General features: G+C 52.9%; 15 protein-coding genes and 1 tRNA gene. 11 read left to right on the top strand and 5 right to left on the bottom strand.

The features are described from left to right. Positions 1-7: 7 nt before the first annotated feature. Positions 8-1,264 carry a hypothetical protein gene (locus ABLN87_RS19430; protein WP_353013448.1) on the top strand — a complete coding sequence of 419 codons (1,257 nt, stop codon included), beginning with the start codon at positions 8-10 and terminating at the stop codon, positions 1,262-1,264. A gap of 105 nt (positions 1,265-1,369) precedes the next feature. Further along, complete coding sequence (locus ABLN87_RS19425) at positions 1,370-2,506, top strand: DUF4268 domain-containing protein (RefSeq protein ID WP_353013446.1); 1,137 nt, start codon at positions 1,370-1,372, stop codon at positions 2,504-2,506. A gap of 39 nt (positions 2,507-2,545) precedes the next feature. On the opposite strand, the gene ABLN87_RS19420 is transcribed toward ABLN87_RS19425, so the two are convergent. After that, entirely contained in the window at positions 2,546-3,112 is a 567-nt protein-coding gene (locus tag ABLN87_RS19420) for a metallophosphoesterase (RefSeq protein WP_353013444.1), read from the bottom strand. Positions 3,113-3,157: 45 nt separating this feature from the next. Next, positions 3,158-3,553, bottom strand: a complete 396-nt coding sequence (locus tag ABLN87_RS19415) for a hypothetical protein (RefSeq protein ID WP_353013442.1) — start codon at positions 3,551-3,553, stop codon at positions 3,158-3,160. Between the two features lie 88 nt (positions 3,554-3,641). Here ABLN87_RS19415 and ABLN87_RS19410 point away from each other — a divergent pair, with 88 nt between their 5' ends. Beyond that, entirely contained in the window at positions 3,642-3,863 is a 222-nt protein-coding gene (locus tag ABLN87_RS19410) for a helix-turn-helix domain-containing protein (RefSeq protein WP_353013440.1), read from the top strand. Here ABLN87_RS19410 and ABLN87_RS19405 read toward each other — a convergent pair. Next, positions 3,860-4,099, bottom strand: coding sequence for a helix-turn-helix transcriptional regulator (locus ABLN87_RS19405; protein WP_353013438.1), 240 nt, complete (start codon positions 4,097-4,099; stop codon positions 3,860-3,862). The genes ABLN87_RS19410 and ABLN87_RS19405 overlap by 4 nt on opposite strands. A 113-nt stretch (positions 4,100-4,212) precedes the next feature. Here ABLN87_RS19405 and hsdR point away from each other — a divergent pair, with 113 nt between their 5' ends. The 4 genes from hsdR to ABLN87_RS19385 are packed head-to-tail and all read left to right on the top strand — an operon-like array spanning position 4,213 to position 11,690. Then, a complete protein-coding gene (hsdR, locus tag ABLN87_RS19400; protein WP_353013437.1) occupies positions 4,213-6,567 on the top strand; it encodes an EcoAI/FtnUII family type I restriction enzme subunit R in 2,355 nt (784 codons plus the stop codon). Further along, on the top strand, positions 6,568-8,046 hold the full coding sequence (locus ABLN87_RS19395; RefSeq protein ID WP_353013435.1) for a type I restriction-modification system subunit M: 1,479 nt from the start codon (positions 6,568-6,570) through the stop codon (positions 8,044-8,046). Beyond that, a complete protein-coding gene (locus ABLN87_RS19390; protein ID WP_353013433.1) occupies positions 8,043-9,818 on the top strand; it encodes a restriction endonuclease subunit S in 1,776 nt (591 codons plus the stop codon). Before ABLN87_RS19395 ends, ABLN87_RS19390 begins: the two co-directional genes overlap by 4 nt. 6 nt (positions 9,819-9,824) lie before the next feature. Continuing rightward, positions 9,825-11,690: an ATP-dependent nuclease gene (locus ABLN87_RS19385; protein ID WP_353013431.1), complete on the top strand. Its 1,866-nt coding sequence runs from the start codon at positions 9,825-9,827 to the stop codon at positions 11,688-11,690. Between the two features lie 806 nt (positions 11,691-12,496). On the opposite strand, the gene betI is transcribed toward ABLN87_RS19385, so the two are convergent. Further along, the gene (gene betI, locus ABLN87_RS19380; RefSeq protein WP_353013429.1) at positions 12,497-13,147 is read right to left on the bottom strand and encodes a transcriptional regulator BetI; all 651 of its coding nucleotides are present in this window, start codon (positions 13,145-13,147) and stop codon (positions 12,497-12,499) included. 113 nt (positions 13,148-13,260) lie between these two features. On the opposite strand from betI, the gene choX reads away from it, so the two are divergent. Genes choX through choV form a run of 4 tightly spaced genes read left to right on the top strand, consistent with a single transcriptional unit; the run spans position 13,261 to position 17,006 of the window. Next, the gene (gene choX / locus ABLN87_RS19375) at positions 13,261-14,187 is read left to right on the top strand and encodes a choline ABC transporter substrate-binding protein (protein ID WP_353013427.1); all 927 of its coding nucleotides are present in this window, start codon (positions 13,261-13,263) and stop codon (positions 14,185-14,187) included. Between the two features lie 19 nt (positions 14,188-14,206). Beyond that, the gene (locus ABLN87_RS19370; RefSeq protein ID WP_353013425.1) at positions 14,207-15,115 is read left to right on the top strand and encodes an alpha/beta fold hydrolase; all 909 of its coding nucleotides are present in this window, start codon (positions 14,207-14,209) and stop codon (positions 15,113-15,115) included. Position 15,116: 1 nt separating this feature from the next. Continuing rightward, positions 15,117-15,950 (top strand): choline ABC transporter permease subunit, encoded by an 834-nt coding sequence (gene choW / locus ABLN87_RS19365; protein ID WP_353013423.1) that lies wholly within the window; start codon positions 15,117-15,119, stop codon positions 15,948-15,950. 3 nt (positions 15,951-15,953) lie between these two features. Beyond that, complete coding sequence (gene choV, locus ABLN87_RS19360) at positions 15,954-17,006, top strand: choline ABC transporter ATP-binding protein (protein WP_353013421.1); 1,053 nt, start codon at positions 15,954-15,956, stop codon at positions 17,004-17,006. 579 nt (positions 17,007-17,585) lie between these two features. Here the strand turns inward: choV and ABLN87_RS19355 are convergent. Beyond that, positions 17,586-17,662, bottom strand: a tRNA-Met gene (locus tag ABLN87_RS19355). Positions 17,663-17,693: the final 31 nt, after the last annotated feature.

The raw sequence follows: 17,693 nt of genomic DNA, 5'->3' as shown, positions 1-17,693 counted from the left end.
AACTGTCATGCAAGATCACGAGGAGCGCAACGATCAAGCTGGCTATCGTAGAAGTATACGCGATGCACGCCCTTACGTCTTCTCTCCATACGCAGGGCCAGAGGCACCAGATCCGTTTGTCGAAACCTCTAAGAAGAGTTCGACCAAAAAGGATGATCGGATCAATGAAATTTTGTCGCTCGTCGAGGAGAAACCAGAGGGCAGGAACTTCACGATCATGGATGCTTGTGCTGCGCATGTCGCGGGTGCGAAGAAGAGTGCCAATGCCAAGAAGGTGTTTTTGCATGGGTTCATGCAGTTCCCGACCGATTTCAAAATCACAGATCGTAATCAGCGACTGATGCTTGCTATAGCCGTGGATTTTGTGAACCAGACTTACGGTGGTAACGCCGTTTTTCATGCGCGGATTGATCGAGATGAGAAAGGCCGACACGGCGTCGATGTCTTCTTTGCGCCAAGGTACGAAAAGCACACTGCATCAAAGGGCACGGAGCAATGGATATCGCTTTCAAAATTTTCCAAGGAAAACGCGCGAAAGCGATACGGCAAGCGCCAAAAAGAAGTGAAGAACAAGAAGACGAACAAGTTTGAGCCGGCCTTCGGCGCTGATCGTAAGCCGATCATGGTTTGGAACGATGCCGATGTTTTTCAAGGTAGGGCTCTTCAAGACGCGTGGTTTGAACATTTGAAAGCGCACGTTGGTGGAAAATATGAGATTGAGCGTGGCAAGCCTAAGAAAGGCCGAGACCCTGACCGCCTGTCGCCCGAAGATTATGCGGCGGAACAGGAACGGCAAAAGCTGTTGGCCGAGGTTGAACACCAGATTCGGAATAGAAAAGAGAAGGTCGAGCTGGGAGGTCGTCGCCAAGAGGCCGCTGCTCAACTGATCGAACAGGCGCGCCAAAAAGCAGAGTTCGCAGCTCATCAAGCCGCCGAAAACATTGTAGCCGATGCACAAAAGAGCGCTGATGCGTTCATGGATGGCATTATCCGAGGGGCCGAGAACGATGCGCGAGCAATCACACAGTCAATGCTATCAACTGATGTAAAAGAGTATTTGGAAATCAAAGAAGAGAATACTCGACTTCAGGCCGAGGTCATTCGTCAGGGCAAGACAATAAAATTGTTGAACGAAGTCCTGAAAACGGTCCTGCCAGCAGGGCTGCGAAAGCTAGTCAGAAGCGCGTTTGATGCCGGTTGGGAAAGAATCAATCAAGATGCCAAACCGAATGGTAGTGGTGAGCAAAGCAAGCCAAGCATTTGAGCTGCAACGGCAGCAGCCGCTTCGCCTAGGGCTATTTGCTATGGTTGTGGTGCGACGCTTGAAATTCGCGTAAAGAGAAATCTGAATGCCATTTGAGAAGTCCTTATGTTTCAAGTTGATCGCCCCAAAAACAAACTTCGCCGTCTTGAAGAACGCAAATTTTCTGATCTTCAGCTTAGGGAGCGCGAACATCTCCAAGAATGGCTTGCTGACATGCCGGAAGCACTTGGAGAGGAACTGCTCGTCATACAAAAGGAGTTTGATGGCTTTGCCGATACCAGAGAGCGTCTCGATTTGCTTGCGCTCGACAAAGATGGGCAGTTGGTTGTTATCGAGAACAAGCTCGATGACTCGGGAAGAGACGTTGTTTGGCAGGCGATCAAATACGCAGCTTATTGCTCGAACCTGAAGAAGGCTGAAATCATCGACATTTTTCAGCAGTATCTTGATCGATACTGTGGCGGTGGCAACGCATCAGCATTGATTTGTGAGTTTCTGGATGAGGTCGAGTTGGACTCTGTGGTGCTGAACCCTGGCAACCAGCAACGTGTCATGTTCATCGCGGCCAATTTCCGTAAGGAGGTCACATCGACTGTTATGTGGCTCTTGGGCCATGGCATTCGCGCGCAGTGTTTCCGGGTTGTCCCTTACACATTTTCCGAAGAGTTGTTTGTGGACCTTCAACAGATCATCCCAACCCCTGAAGCGGCTGATTTCATGATCGGCATGGCGTCAAAGGAAACAGAAGAAAAATCGGCGCAAGGCGCGCAGCGCCGAAGCCACAAGCTTCGCTTAGAGTTTTGGGAGCGCGCTCTTGATGCCCTACGAGAGCAAGGACTTTCCCGCTATCAAAACATAAGCCCAACAAAAGATCACTGGTTGAGCTCAGGGACCGGGGTTTCGGGCTGTGTATACAGTCTGATTTTCGGTAAGGGTGAGGCGCGCGTGGAGCTGTCGCTGCAGCGTTCTTCAAGAGACGAGAACAAGTGGATCTATGATCAGTTGGAAGCTGCCAGACCTGCCATTGACGATGCCTTTGGCGCAGAGATGGATTGGAGGCGCATGGAAGACAAGAAGTCCAGCAGAGTCCAGTTTTCTAAGTCGTTTGACGGCTTTAATCGCGAGTCGTGGCCGGAAATGATCCGCTGGTTGGGCGTACACGTGGAAAAGCTGGAAACTGCATTCACCGCCCCCTTGTCAGAGCTCAACAACCGCCTCAAGTCTGGTGAAGCAGGTAAGTGACAGACACTGCGAACGACGCAAGATTTGGAAAAGAGTGCGTCAGCACAGTTCTTTCCGCGCTTCTGCGTCAGCCCAATGCTTATTGACTGGTAATCCGCGTGCTCGTCGCTCAACGTCGGCAAAACAGATGGGGGTGAAGTCCCAGACGTCAACACCGACGTTCACCGAGTTCCGGCTCCCACGCCAATTTCCATGCACGTGACCAAAGAGCTGTAGTGCTCCTCGGCGAGCATGGTTCCATGTGATCATTGGGTAGTGGCACAGCGTGTTGTTCTGCTTAAGTGTGCCATCGCGCACTTCAGATAGATGTCCAACAGAGTTCCAGGGCAGCGCAAGGGTAAGAGGGCCATCGTGGTTCCCGATGACCAAACGCTTTTCTTTGCCGGGAAGTTGTTCAAAAGTTCGAAGTAGATAGCTTTCGTCTTTGGCTGCAGGTCCAAAAGCGAAATCCCCGATGATCCATAACACATCCTCCGGGCCCACAACTTTCCACATGTTTTCAATCAGGATGCCATCCATGTGGGATGTCGATTTAAATGGGCGGTCGCAATGGGCGATGACGTTTTCATGGCCGAAGTGCGTATTGGCTGTATACCAGTTGGCCATAGGCGGCCTCCTACTGATTCAAAAATTCTGTTAGGTTGAATAGTGTTAAACGATACCAAAGCGATGGCGTTCGGAATTCGGTAAGCGGCGACCCGTTGTAGGATCCACCAATTTACCGGTTTCGGTATAAATGATCCTAGCCTGTTCGTTTAGGTCTTCAACGCTTCCGAGAGGCGGCTTAGACTTGTCGCCCACTGACAGATTTACCGTTTCACCGCGCACGCGCACTTCAAACAGAGTTCCATCTCTACGAATTGCCCATCCAAAGAATGAAAGCTGTGCGTTGAGTTTAGAGATCGCAATGTAGCGCTTCAGCTTTGAGCCAAGACCAACACCGGGAGCATTATTGATGTCGTCCAGGCGGGATTTGGCAATCATGCTCATGTCCGCAAACTGCTCCGAACCAGCTTCGATCTTACCGTCTAGGTATCTGCCAAACATGTGAAAAATCCTCGGTGTAAAGCAATCACTGTCAAAATGATACGATAAGTCCGTAGACGATTAAACATCTTTCTTGCCGTTAAGGGGGATGAGAAATCGGTTCACAGCTCATGATTTTGGGAAAAACCTGAGATCTGCCCGCAAGGCGCAAGGCTATTCGCAGGAGAGCTTTGCCCATGCAGTTGACTTGGATCGTACGTATATTGGTGGAATCGAGCGGGGGGAGCGAAACCCCGGCCTCAAGACTGTCATCAGAATAGCAGACGCACTAAATCTTGATGTTGCTGACCTCTTTCGACTGCAGGGTTAAGCTGCATCTTCCCGAGCTCGAACTACTAGCTCTAGATCGTTGGCTTCCAATAGGGCAAGGACGGTTTCGAGCCTAACACCTTGATCTCCGTTCTCAACTTTGGAAACGGTGGCCTGGCGCAGGTCAGCTTTCTCAGCAACCTCGGCTTGAGTCATTGCCGATGCTCTGCGCGTACGGGCAAGCACATTTCCTAAGCTTTGTGGACTTGAAATCAAACTACTCATTTGTCCTGCCATCTAGCTCACTTCGCACTAGGCACTATACGCTTTTGCGTATAAATGTATAGCCACAGCATTGCCGAGAGGTCACGATATTGGCGCAATATGCGCCCTTAGGAGTTAGCTAGCAAATGTCTTTGACGCCTGAAGAAAAGAAAAAACTCAGCGAGTCTGACATTTGCGATTTGTATATTACTCCAGCGCTTAAACAAGCTGGTTGGGATCCTTTCACGCAGATTAGGCGAGAAGTTACACTGACGCCTGGGCCCATCATTGTTCGGGGCAATATGTCGTCTCGAAACAAGAAGAAAAAGAAATTCGCCGACTACGTGTTGTCTTGGGAGCCCTCGCTCCCTGTCGCGGTCCTAGAAGCGAAGGACAATAATCACTCTGTCGGGCACGGGATGCAGCAGGCGCTTGGCTATTCTGAAATTATGCAGGTTCCTACTGCACTTAGTTCAAACGGGGATGGGTTTGAACAACACAACAAGCATCCTCAATCAGGCGAAGAAATCGAGACCTCTCTGCGCCTTGATCAGTTTCCTGCACCGCGAGTTCTTTGGGCCCGGTACAAATCGTATCGTGGGATCGGCGAAGACGAACAGGACCTACTGATGGAGCCCTACCACGACGACGGTTCCGGCAAGGAGCCCAGATACTATCAAGCAGAGGCAATCAATCGAACCATTGAAGCAATTGCTAAGGGGAAAGACCGGGTCTTGCTTGTAATGGCCACCGGCACCGGAAAAACCTACACGACATTTCAGATCATTTGGCGGCTTTGGAAGGCCGGAGCTGCGAAGCGCATTTTGTTCCTCGCTGACCGCAATATCCTTGTGGATCAGACGTTGGTGAATGACTTCAAGCCCTTTGGCTCGGTGATGACCAAGATTGGCAATCGGAAGATTGACCCATCTTACGAAATACACCTGGGGCTCTACCAATCTCTTACTGGGCAAGCCGACGCCGATAAGACCTTTAAGACTGTCTCACCCGACTTCTTTGACCTGATTGTTGTCGATGAATGCCATCGGGGGAGCGCATCGGAGAACTCTGAATGGCGTGAGATTTTGCAGTATTTCACCGGAGCTGTGCAAATCGGGCTTACTGCCACCCCGAAGGAAACCAAAGATGTCTCAAGCAGCACTTACTTTGGAGAAGCAGTCTACACCTACAGCCTTAAGCAAGGGATCGAAGATGGCTTCCTGGCTCCATACAAGGTGATGAAAATCGACATTGATAAAGATGTCGAAGGTTGGACACCTCCACCTGGCACAGTTGATGATCTTGGAAACCCACTCGAGGATCGCCAGTACAATCAAAAAGACATGGATCGTATCCTTGTCCTAAACCAACGGACTAAGCTGGTTGCGGCGCGAGTCATGCAACTGCTCAATGCAACCGACCCCTTCAGCAAAACGATTATCTTTTGCGAAGATATCGATCATGCCGAGCGTATGAGGAAAGCCATAGTCAATGCGGCAGGCCAGCTCGCAATAGACAATCCTCAGTATGTGCGACGTATTACCGGAGACACCAAGGAAGACGGAAAAGCTGATCTGGACAATTTCATCGATCCAGAAAGCAAGTTTCCGGTTATCGCGACGACCTCTGAGATGCTAACCACTGGCGTTGATGCCAAGACCTGTAAGTTGATCGTTTTGGACAAAAACATCACCTCAATGACGACTTTCAAGCAGATCATTGGCAGAGGGACGCGTGTCGATGAAGAGCACGGCAAGTGGTACTTCACGATCATGGACTTCAAGAAGGCAACCGAGCTCTTCAATGATCCCGACTTCGATGGCGAAGCTGTAGTCATCTATGAACCGAGTGATGACGATCCACCGGAACCACCAGATCCGCCACTCGATCCAGAGGACGATGAAGGTGATGCGCCAGATATTTCGGGCACTACCAAACTGGTCGTAAGTGGCGTGGAAGTTGAAATCATCGCCGAGCGGGTCAGCTTCATAGGGCCAGATGGCACATTGATTACCGAATCCTATAAGGAGTTTGCCAGAAAGCAGATGCTGACAGAGTTCGCATCGCTTGATGACTTCATCCGAAAATGGAATGAGTCCGACAAGAAAGCTGCCATCATCGCTGAGCTCGAAGAGCATGGAGTTCTGCTAGAGAACCTCGCCGAAGAGGTGGGCAAGGATTTCGGAGACTTCGATCTACTTTGCCACATCGCGTATGATCAACCGCCGCTGACACGAGCGGAGCGCGTCAACAATGTAAAAAAGCGCAACTACTTCACAAAGTACGGCGATCAGGCGCGAAAAGTTCTGGCGGCGTTGTTAGACAAATATGCCGATGAAGGCGTGAAAACCATTGAAGACGCTCGGGTCTTGCGCCTTGAACCTTTCGATGAGATTGGAACGCCGGTCGAGATCATTAGAGATGTTTTCGGCGGCAAAGAACAATATGAACAAGCAGTAAGAGAGCTTGAAGAACAACTATTTAGGCAGGCAGACGGATAAATGGGCGACCTAACAAGCATCATCAAAGCAATCCAGGACATCATGCGGAAAGACGTAGGTGTCGACGGTGATGCGCAGCGCATTGGGCAGATGGTTTGGATGTTCTTCCTCAAGATCCTCGATGATCGTGAGCAGGAACTTGAACTCATCGACGACCACTTCGTATCGGCTTTGCCTGATCACCTGCGCTGGCGGAATTGGGCAGGCAAGCGCGAAGGCCTGACCGGCGAAGGTCTTTTCGATTTCGTGCAAGACACACTTTTTCCCAAGCTTAAGGCACCGGTGAAGGTGCAAGGCCCTCAGCGGGAGCAGGCACTTATCATCCAGCGCGTGTTCGAGAACGCTTACAACTACATGAAGTCCGGCACGCTTTTGCGCCAGGTCATCAATAAGATCAACGAGATCGACTTCAACAACCGCGAAGATTGGCACACGTTCGGCGGCATCTACGAACAAATCCTGCGAGACTTGCAAAGCGCCGGTAATGCGGGCGAATTCTACACGCCGCGCGCCGTAACTCGTTTTATCGTGAACCGCGTTGACCCCAAACTCGATGAGATCGTGTTCGACCCTGCCTGCGGTACGGGTGGTTTCTTGACCTGCACAATCGACCATAAAAAAGAGAAGTACGCTAAGACGAACGAGCAAAGGAAGAAACTCGCTAAGACAATCCGGGGCGTCGAGAAAAAGCCGCTGCCATACATGCTCTGCATGACTAATATGATCCTGCATGGGATCGACACGCCATCGAGCATCCGGCTCGACAACACACTCGCACGAAAATACCGCGATTACGGTGACAAGGATCGCGTACACTGCATCATCACAAATCCTCCGTTCGGTGGGATAGAAGAAGACGGAATTGAACGAAACTTCCCGTCCGGTTTGCGCACTCGAGAGACGGCCGACCTCTTCATCGCAATCATCATCAAGCTACTAAAGAAGCATGGCCGCGCCGCCGTCGTCCTGCCAGACGGCTTCCTCTTCGGCGAAGGCACCAAGACGCGGCTGAAGGAAATGCTGCTCTACGAGTGCAACCTGCACACCATCGTCCGCCTGCCGAATGGCGTTTTCAATCCCTACACCGGCATCAAAACTAACATCTTGTTCTTCACCAAGGGCGAGCCAACGACGGATGTCTGGTTCTATGAACACCCATATCCGGAGGGTGTGAAAAACTACAACAAATCCAAACCCATGCGGTTTGAGGAGTTCCAGCCCGAGATTGACTGGTGGGGGGATGAGGCTGATGGGTTCAAGGCGCGAAAGGAAACCAACCAGGCCTGGAAGCGGAGCGTAGAGTACTTCGAACAGCGTGGTTTCAATCTCGACGACAAGAACCCCTTTGAAGAGGCTAAGAAAGATCTGAATCCCGACGATCTGTTGGCAGATTATCAGAACGCACAGGACGACATCCAAAAGCTGCGCGACCAGTTGAAATCGATCCTGTCAGACGCGTTGAACGGTAGCCGCCCATGACAGATGTGAACCAGCTCATCACAGAGCATTTGGACGTCTGGACGGCTGCGACCGAGAAGAAGTCTGGCGCAGGACGAGGAAATAATGGTGCGGTCACGCTTTACGGCGTCAAGAAACTGCGTGCGTTGATACTTGAGCTCGCAGTTCGAGGGAAACTGGTCCCGCAGGATGAAAATGACGGCGATGTAGGAGCCTATTTTGACGAGATTTTGCGGCTACGCAACGAACTCGTGAGACATGGCAAAACGAAGAAAGCGAAAAAGTTAGACGCAATCGCCAAAAGTGAAATTCCCTTTAGTGCACCGGAAAGCTGGGCATGGGCGAGGCTGCAGGATCTCTCGGGATATATCCAAAGAGGAAAGAGCCCTAAGTATGCCGAAGACGGTCGGGTTCAAGTTGTCTCACAAAAGTGCGTGCAGTGGGGACTGTTCGATTTAGAGAAAGCCAGATTCATCAACGACGAGAGTGTTGAAAGCTATGGTCCTGAGCGTTTCTTACGAAGCGGTGACATTCTCTGGAATTCAACAGGCACTGGTACAGTTGGTCGGGTATTGGCCGTCGAAGTCGAAGATGATCAGACGCTGGTTGCGGATTCGCATGTCACGGTTGTTCGCTCTATTTCTGGATGCCCCAAGTTTCTTGAGGTTTACCTTTCGTCGGCGGGTATCCAGGATCGTATCGAACCGACACATGATCGTTCCTTGGTGTCAGGTTCGACAAAGCAAGTGGAATTAAACGTAAGTACGGTGATAGCACTCCCGGTCCCACTGCCTCCACTCGCCGAGCAACATCGTATCGTCGCCAAGGTGGATGAGCTGATGGGGCTGTGTGATGCGTTGGAGCGGCAGGCCGAGGACGGTCTCAAGGCGCACCAAACCCTCGTCGAAACTTGCCTCGCCACCCTCACCAACAGCCAATCCCCCGAAGAGTTCACCCAAAACTGGGCCCGCATCGAAACCCACTTCGACACGCTTTTCGCGACCGAGGAGAGCGTAGCAAAGCTTGAGGCGGCCATTCTTGAACTAGCAATTAGGGGCCTGCTCGTTCCTCAAGATCCAGATGACGAACCAGCTGCAATTTGGTTGGAGCGTTCGACCCGCACCAGAGACAAATTGGTCAAAGCAAAGGCGATCCGAAAGCCGAAGGCAACGAAGGATGTTGACGGTTTGCCGAAGCCGTATGCTTTACCTGAGTCGTGGACATGGGCCAGATTGCCCGAGGTCGGCGAGCTTGCCAGGGGAAAATCAAAGCATCGGCCTCGGAATGATAGGCGTCTCTTTGACGGCGGAGAATACCCACTAGTTCAAACGGGGGACGTAGCCCGCGCAAATCCGTTCATTGTCGAGTCTGAAAGTTTCTATAACGACTTTGGCCTTCAGCAGAGCCGACTGTGGCCTAGCGGGACACTTTGCATCACCATCGCGGCCAACATTGCCGACACAGGGATTCTCTCGATAGATGCCTGCTTTCCGGACAGCGTAGTTGGCTACATCCCGTTTGAAGACTACGTGGACGTTACCTACTTCGACTATTTCATCCGTACGGCCAAGAACGATCTAGAACACTACGCGCCATCCACCGCACAGAAGAATATCAATCTGGAAATCCTCGGCGAGGTTCTTGTTCCGCTGCCACCAAAAGCGGAGCTAAATCGGATATGCGGTCGGGTGTCGGATTTATTGAAACTTTGTAAGACTCTGCGCCAGCGTATCAGAGAGGCGCAAGGCGCTAGCGTGAAACTGGCCGATACCCTTACCTCCAAAATTCATTGAGAAAACATGCGTTTAAAATCTGTCTGGATCAGCGAATACAAGAACATTCGCGACTTCTCCATTGCCTTTGATGGCGGAAGCTTCCTCGACATCTTTGTCGGTAAGAACGGTACGGGTAAGTCCAATTTTTTCGAAGCATTGGTCGAGATTTTTCGGCACATCTTCGACAGCCGCACCGAACAAGACGAAATCGCCTTCAGCTATGAAGTGACCTATGAAATCGACGGCAAAGACACCACGATCCGTTTCCACGACGAACAATTCACAATCAATGGCCGTGTTCAGAAAACCGTTGGCCAAGCGCCAATTCCGGACAATGTCCTCGTCTACTATTCCGGGCACAACCCGACCATCAATCAAACCGTCTCGCGCTACGAAAAGCGGTTCGCAGACCAGAGCCGAAGCTGGCAAGCCAGCGCTGCGCGCAAGTTCGTTGGAATTCGATCAGACTACAAGGAACTGCTGCTGTCCGTCCTGTTAATGCAAGAGGATAGTTGCGTGGCGCGGCAGTACCTCTGCGAGAAGCTGCAAATCGACGTGGTGCCGAAAGAAGCATTCGAGCTTACGCTTAAACGCCCTTCGTTTGCGTCGCGGATAGAGGTTGATCTTGGTGATCCTGCAACCTTTCTCTGGGGGGCTGAGGGTGCGGTGCGCACGTTTCTCGACCGGCTGACGGATTGTATCAAGGGTGGCTTCAGTATTGGGTCGATCTACGACAGTGAGAGCGGGCAGTATGTAATCAAGATCGATTTGGCTCTTTTTCAAAAAGTCTTTGCCGGGATGCCTGCAGCCGAGCTTTTCCGAAGTTTCGACCAGCTGAAAGCAATCGATATGTTTGCAGGGCTGTCAGTGCCACTGCGCCTCATGAACGGCGATGTGGCTAAGGTTGGTGACTTCAGCGACGGGCAATTCCAGTCGGTCTACATCTTCGCGATCTCGGAGTTGTTTAAGGACCGCAACTGCATCACGCTTTTGGATGAGCCCGACTCATTTCTGCATCCAGAGTGGCAATTTGGCTTCCTCAAGCAAGTGGTGGACATCACTGGGACTGATGCAGCAAAGACCAACCATGTCTTGTTGAGCAGCCATAGCGCATCCACGATTGCGCGGTCTCAAGAACCTGAAATCAGAATGTTCCAGTTCGGCGAAAAGGGCGTAAACGTTGTTTCTAAGGACAAAGCGAGCATCGTGAAGTCGCTGTCAGCTGGGTTGATTACCTTTTCGGAGAAGGAGGCAAAACTCAGCATCTATGAGATCCTAGAAAATACGACGGATGCAGTGCTCTTCACAGAAGGTTTGAGTGACAAGATCATCCTGGATGCTGCAATTGAAAAGCTGTTCCCCGACGAAGACATAGGTTTGGTTGTTCAGGGTGCGTTTGACCGGATTTTCTTGCGGAACCTCTTTTCAAGGGAGGAGCTTCGCAAGAACTACAAGGGACGTAGAATGTTTGCTCTTTTCGACTTTGATGAGGCATTTAACGATTGGGATGGTTTGAAAAAATCCGAGATGGTTGAAGAAGATCCTCTTCGTGGACTCGGCAAGCGACTGGTACATAGGTCTCACTGCGCGTTTCTGTTGCCTGTCCCGGGCCATGCCGTAATCCGCAAGCAAGCTTTGAACGCAGACGGCGCCCCCTATAGTGACGGTAGTGCTTGTGTCCCGATCGAGCTGCTCTTTTGCGATCCAGACAATCTAAACGAACACTTCAAGACAAAAGAAGTTATGGGTGGAGGTGAGGTCATTCAGTTCGTGGGCGACAAGGTCGCATTTGCAAAGAAAGTATCGGCAGACCTTCCCGCAGCTGCCTTTGAGTGCTTCCGCCCAATGTTGGAGTTTATGCGCAATGAGGCAGTCGAAGCGAAAGGCTAACCAATCGATGTGAGGTATTATTTGTGGTATCTTGTATCAACAATGAATAAATAGTAAGTAAAAACAATAAGTTACTCGTTTTGTGATGCTCCCTTCGTCTCCGCCACCATAACTAAATATCTGATATTATGTCGAAATTCTCCAGTGGGAATATCGAAGCGGGGGTAACTGTTACCCACAAATCGAGACCCGCAGCGGGGAAGGAAGGCATGAAACATATCATTCAACCACGGGGCGACGGCACCGACTATCGTTTCAACATACGAACTCCCTCCTCCCTGAAAGGAATGATCGACCCATCCACCGGAAAAAAGTTCGGCACCTACATCAAAAGAAGCCTTGGCGGGACACGGCATCTCCCCACCGCCAAGAAGCTGCGTGACATCCGCTTGGCTGAGGTGCGGGCGATGGAGGCCGACGCTAAGAGGGGTGCAGCACTGGGCGACCGTTTCAGTTTGGAAAAGGCGTCAGCATGGGCCGATCCCCAAGTCAGAAGTCGGCGGCGGTCGAACTCACAGATCACGCAAAAAAGCTGCCGTTCCTTCCGTGCAACTTTCGCCGACGCAAAAATGCTCGCATTCTCAGTTGCGCAGAAGATTTTATCGAACCGGTTGCTTGAGGGTGTCGATCTCGCAGGGTTTCAAACAATTCTTTCGCGGTGGCCATGTTCGGCAAACGAGCAGCGGACCAAAAGGATGCAGTTGCAGCAAACGAACCCAATTCCCTGCATCTCAAATAACTTACCCGATCGTGTTCTCAGGTTACTCTATTCTCAACACATCGATGGGTGCAGCCTGCTCGTTGATCTAAACCTTGTTCGCCACAAATGCCTGGGCAATGGTGCACATCTTTTCCCTGGCCGCCAACCGGTCAATATCATTCGGAAAACTCTGTTCAATCACAGTTTCAATCTGAGTCATTGCTTCGTCCCGGTTGAGCCCGCCAATCTGCAAACCGCAGCGCATCCATAACCCGTCAATCAGCAAGCTGACTGTATGCGCGCTAACATTGGCTTTTGCCGGATCTGCCCCTGTTTCCTTCAGCGCTGAATAGAGGTTGCTATGCAGGCGGTGATAAATCGCATTTTGCAAGCGTTGGAACTGAGGGTTGTGTGGAACCTCAGCGCACATGGCGATCCATCCATGCGCGACCTCTGGTCTGAAGGTGGTTGGGGAGAAGTTTGCCTCGATAACGGCATAAAAGCGTTCCCACGGTGTAGATGCTAACGATAGAAGGGCGACCGCTTCCTTGCGCAGCGTGGTATTGGCACGGCGCATTGCGGTTTCGATCAAGGCTTGTTTGTTCGAAAAATAGTGCAACACGCTGGCCTTGGAGGCACCGGTATGCTCGGCGACACGCTGCAATGTCGTTCCTTGCATACCGTGCAAGGACAACACTTCGAACGCGGCGGCGGCGAATTCTTCGCGGCGAATTTCGGCAATGCTTTTACGTCCCATTTGGCCTCTTTTTTGACCCGAGAATAGATTTTGTTGACTCAGCGGTCAATTTAAACATACGGTCTTTTTATTGACCATAGGGTCAGCATAAAGACCACCGGGAGGACTAACGAATGAAAATGACACTCCGCAACGCAACCATGGCCACCGTACTGGCCGTTTGCGGCCATCAAGCCGCCGCCAATTGTGACACTGTGCGTATGGCTGAGCCGGGCTGGACCGATCTGGCCCTGACAACCGGTGTCGCGAGCACCGTGCTGGAGGGTTTGGGATATACGCCGGAAAGCGATGTTCTGGGCATTCCGGTCATCTATGAATCGATGGTCGGTAACGATCTGGATGTATTCCTGGGCTACTGGGACCCAGCGATGGAAACCTATTATCAGGCCTATCGCGATACCGGCGACATCGAGACGGTGCACCAGAATCTGGAAGGCGCGAAATTCACCTTTGCAGTGCCAAAATACGTCTACGAAGCGGGCGTGACCGACTTTTCGCATTTGGTGGAAAACGCCGACAAGTTCGACAGCCAGATGTACGGGATCGAACCCGGCTCGAACGACATTATGCTGGATATCGTTGCCAACGACGCCTTTGGGCTGGGTGGTTGGAAAGTCGTTGAAAGCTCGGAGCAGGGCATGCTGGCGCAGGTGAAAAAGAACCAGCGCAAAGAAGACTGGATCGTCTTCCTGGCCTGGGCTCCGCACCCGATGAACGCTCAGTTTGAACTGGAGTATCTGACCGGCGGCGACGACTTCTATGGCCCGAACTTTGGTGGCGCCACCGTGCATACGCAGGTGCGAAAGGGATATCTGGACGAGTGCCCGAATGTCGGCAAGCTGATCACGCAGATGACCTTTGACATTCCGATGGAAAGCGAAGGGATGGGCTATATCCTCGAAGAAGGTCTGGACCCCAACGATGCGGGTGCCAAGCTGCTGAAAGCGCATCCTGAGTATCTGGACGCTTGGCTTGACGGCGTGACCACCAAGGATGGCGGCAACGGGCTGGACGCTGTCCGCGCACATCTGGGCCTGTGATCGGTTCGGGGTGTCGGTGATGAACAAGACCATCGCCGGCGACTGCCCCATTCATATCGAGATGCACGGCGACGTGAGCGCGCCGTGCATCGTCATGATCCTCGGGCTAGGCATGCGGCTCACGGAATGGCCCCAGAATCTGTTGCACAGATTGTCGCGCGACTTTCATCTGATTTGTGTGGAAAACCGGGACATGGGGTTATCTGGCCGATGCGGGCCGGATATCGACACAGAGGCGACCGGGATGCTGGCCGTCGGGCCCGATCCAAAAACGGTTCCCTACACGCTTTTCGATATGCGCGACGATGTTCTGCGCGTCGTCGATACGCTGAATATCGACCGGTTTGCCGTGGTCGGGTTCTCGATGGGCGGAATGATCGCGCAGTTGATCGCGGCGCAGGCTGGAAGTCGGGTGTCCGGTATGGTCCAGATGTGCAGCAGCGCCGGCGAGGCGCATATACCGTCGTCGGACAACACCTGGGACCGGTTCATGCGCACCGCTCGCCCTTTCGGCACCGAAGCGGAATTGCTGAACTGGCTGACCGAAGATTTGGTCTGGTGGTCGGCGCCGACACCTTTGTCCGAGACCGGCGCTCGCGCGGCGGCGCGGGACATGATTGCAGGTGGGTTTTCCTCGGGCGGGTATGCCCGGCAACTTCTGGCCCTTTACGGATCGGGAGACCGGCAGGCTGAATTGAAGAAGATCAAAGTTCCGGCGCTGGTGATCGCCGGGGCGCAGGATCGGTGCATCGTGCCGGACAGTTCGCGCCATGCGCATGACCTGATCACCGGGTCCAACCTCGTTCTGTGCGAGGGCATGGGCCACGCGCTGGATCCACGGGCGATACAACATCTTGAAACCTGGTTGCGGCGAGTGCTCAGCCCCCAGCCGGAGATCACCGCGAAATACGCAGGAGGGAGGACCTGATATGGAGTGGCTGGAATCCCATAAAATTCCGATCGGACCTTGGGCAAAGGTTTTTGTCGATTGGCTAACGGACAACTTTTTCTGGTTTTTTGACGGGCTGTCGGCAGTATTGGAGGCGATCATCCTCGCCCTCCTGTGGCTGCTGCAGGCACCGAATGCGTTTGTGGTCATCGCGGTCATCACAGTGCTGTCCTGGGTGGTGCGAAAATCCGTCGGCTTCACTGTTTTCACGTCCCTCGGTCTCTTGCTGATCGTCAATCAGGGATACTGGATGGAAACCACCGAGACACTGGCGCTGGTCTTTGCCGCCGCCGTTGTCTGTATGGGTGTTGGCGTGCCTCTGGGCATCGCCGCCGCGCGCAAGCCCTGGTTCTATCGCATCATGGAGCCCATTCTGGACCTGATGCAGACGATCCCGACCTTCGTCTATCTGATCCCGGCACTTATTCTGTTTGGTTTGGGCATGGTGCCCGGTCTGATCGCCACGGTGATCTTCGCCATCCCTGCCCCGATCCGGCTGACCCATCTGGGGATCACCTCAACCCCCACGGCGCTGATCGAGGCCGGCAAGGCCTTTGGTTCAACCCCGCTGCAACTGATGTGGAAGGTCGAGCTGCCTTATGCCCTGCCTCAGATCATGGCTGGCCTGACGCAGACCATCATGTTGTCGCTGTCCATGGTAGTGATTGCCGCCCTGGTTGGGGCGGACGGTTTGGGCGTGCCCACCCTTCGAGCGCTGAATTCGGTCAATATTGCCAAAGGGTTCGAGGTTGGCATCGCCATCGTTCTGGTCGCCATCATCTTCGACCGGATGTTCAAAAAAGGGAAGGCGTGATCCATGACTGATACAATGGTACGTTTCGACAATGTAAACATCGTGTTCGGCAACGATCCCAAAACTGCGTTGCCAATGATGGATAAGGGCATGTCCCGCGCCGAGACCCAGGAACAGACCGGTCAGGTTCTGGGCGTTCACGATTGTTCGATCGACATCAAGAATGGCGAGATTCTGGTGCTAATGGGCCTGTCCGGGTCAGGCAAGTCCACTCTGTTGCGCGCCGTGAACGGATTGAACCCCGTTGTGCGCGGCAAGGTCGAGGTCAATACCGGCAGTGGTCTTGTGGACGTTGTTCAGGCCAGCCCACGCAACCTGCGCGCCATCCGCCGCGACCGGGTTGCCATGGTATTCCAACAATTTGGCCTGCTGCCGTGGCGCACGGTGATCGACAATGTGGCCTATGGCCTGGAAGTGGCCGGCGTCGACAAGGACGAACGCTATAAACGGGCGCGCGATCAGCTAGAGCTGGTGCATCTTGAGGATTGGGCCGACCGCAAGGTTCAGGAATTGTCCGGGGGCATGCAGCAAAGGGTCGGTCTGGCCCGCGCCTTTGCAACCGAAGCTCCGATCCTGCTGATGGATGAGCCATTCTCGGCACTCGACCCGTTGATCCGCAACAAGTTGCAGGATGAACTGTTGGAGTTTCAGGAAAAGCTGGACCGGACCATTGTATTCGTCAGTCACGATCTGGACGAAGCGCTGAAAATCGGGTCTCGCATCGCCATCATGGAAGGCGGCCGGATCGTGCAATGCGCCGAGCCACAGGATATCGTGCTGAACCCGGCAACGCCGTATGTGGCCGAGTTTGTCGCCCATATGAACCCGCTGAGCGTGCTGCGCGCGATGGAAATTATGGTCGAGCACACCGGGCCGGTGCCCGCCGATGCACGGACCATCTCCGATACGACACCGCTCAAGGACATCATCTCGATGCTGATCGAAGAGCAGAGCGATATCGTTGTGATGGGGGCGGATGGGCCTGTCGGCAAAGTCGATGTGAAAGCCGCGCTGACCTGTCTGCTGCGCACGCAACAGGCCGAAGTGGCCGCTTAACCCGGATTGCGCCGGATGACCGTCCTGCGCGATTTTCCGCCCTGTTTCGGAGACTCCGACAATGACCACACAATTCATCTCTGGGCACGTTTAAAAGCGAGCTAGCAGCGCTTGAGCGCGAAAAGGCTGAGATCATGAAATCAACTCGAGGCGGTGCCCCTGCTGAGTTCGTGAAAGATGACGCAGTTCGTGTGCATGAACGCATGACCAAGTTGCAAGCTCTCCTCGAAGACAAAACCGAGAAGCCGCTCATTTTTGAACCCGCAATGGCATCAAGATACCGCCAAGAGGTTTCATCCCTGATCGATTCTCTGAATGACGAACACCATCGTGAGGAAGCTTCTGAGCTTGTCAGAGCTCTTGTGGATCGCATTGTGCTAACCCCTGACGAACAGGCTGGTCAGCCACAGATCGATCTGGTTGGCGATTTGGCAGGAATTCTGTCGATTGCCTCAAAACGCAACAAGTCCTCGCTGAACGAGGACTTGTTAAACTTCCACCCAGATGGGTGCGAGGCGTTGGTTGCGGTAGGGGGAACTAAACGCCTCTCACCGTGTTCTGGTGATCAATGCGAAGCGTTGGTTGCGGGAGTAGGATTTGAACCTACGACCTTCAGGTTATGAGCCTGACGAGCTACCGGGCTGCTCCATCCCGCGACACTTTGGTATGGTCTACCGCCTATTCGGC

This window comes from Ruegeria sp. SCP10 (assembly GCF_040329495.1).
Classification (GTDB): domain Bacteria; phylum Pseudomonadota; class Alphaproteobacteria; order Rhodobacterales; family Rhodobacteraceae; genus Ruegeria.
This window is presented reverse-complemented; position numbering and strand designations above follow the sequence as displayed.

Excerpts from the sequence above, each read along its gene's own strand:
- ABLN87_RS19430 (WP_353013448.1), top strand. The coding sequence starts at position 8 with ATGCAAGATCACGAGGAGCGCAACGATCAAGCTGGCTATCGTAGAAGT.
- ABLN87_RS19425 (WP_353013446.1), top strand. The coding sequence starts at position 1,370 with ATGTTTCAAGTTGATCGCCCCAAAAACAAACTTCGCCGTCTTGAAGAA.
- ABLN87_RS19420 (WP_353013444.1), bottom strand. The coding sequence starts at position 3,112 with ATGGCCAACTGGTATACAGCCAATACGCACTTCGGCCATGAAAACGTC.
- ABLN87_RS19415 (WP_353013442.1), bottom strand. The coding sequence starts at position 3,553 with ATGTTTGGCAGATACCTAGACGGTAAGATCGAAGCTGGTTCGGAGCAG.
- ABLN87_RS19410 (WP_353013440.1), top strand. The coding sequence starts at position 3,642 with ATGAGAAATCGGTTCACAGCTCATGATTTTGGGAAAAACCTGAGATCT.
- ABLN87_RS19405 (WP_353013438.1), bottom strand. The coding sequence starts at position 4,099 with ATGGCAGGACAAATGAGTAGTTTGATTTCAAGTCCACAAAGCTTAGGA.
- hsdR (WP_353013437.1), top strand. The coding sequence starts at position 4,213 with ATGTCTTTGACGCCTGAAGAAAAGAAAAAACTCAGCGAGTCTGACATT.
- ABLN87_RS19395 (WP_353013435.1), top strand. The coding sequence starts at position 6,568 with ATGGGCGACCTAACAAGCATCATCAAAGCAATCCAGGACATCATGCGG.
- ABLN87_RS19390 (WP_353013433.1), top strand. The coding sequence starts at position 8,043 with ATGACAGATGTGAACCAGCTCATCACAGAGCATTTGGACGTCTGGACG.
- ABLN87_RS19385 (WP_353013431.1), top strand. The coding sequence starts at position 9,825 with ATGCGTTTAAAATCTGTCTGGATCAGCGAATACAAGAACATTCGCGAC.
- betI (WP_353013429.1), bottom strand. The coding sequence starts at position 13,147 with ATGGGACGTAAAAGCATTGCCGAAATTCGCCGCGAAGAATTCGCCGCC.
- choX (WP_353013427.1), top strand. The coding sequence starts at position 13,261 with ATGAAAATGACACTCCGCAACGCAACCATGGCCACCGTACTGGCCGTT.
- ABLN87_RS19370 (WP_353013425.1), top strand. The coding sequence starts at position 14,207 with ATGAACAAGACCATCGCCGGCGACTGCCCCATTCATATCGAGATGCAC.
- choW (WP_353013423.1), top strand. The coding sequence starts at position 15,117 with ATGGAGTGGCTGGAATCCCATAAAATTCCGATCGGACCTTGGGCAAAG.
- choV (WP_353013421.1), top strand. The coding sequence starts at position 15,954 with ATGACTGATACAATGGTACGTTTCGACAATGTAAACATCGTGTTCGGC.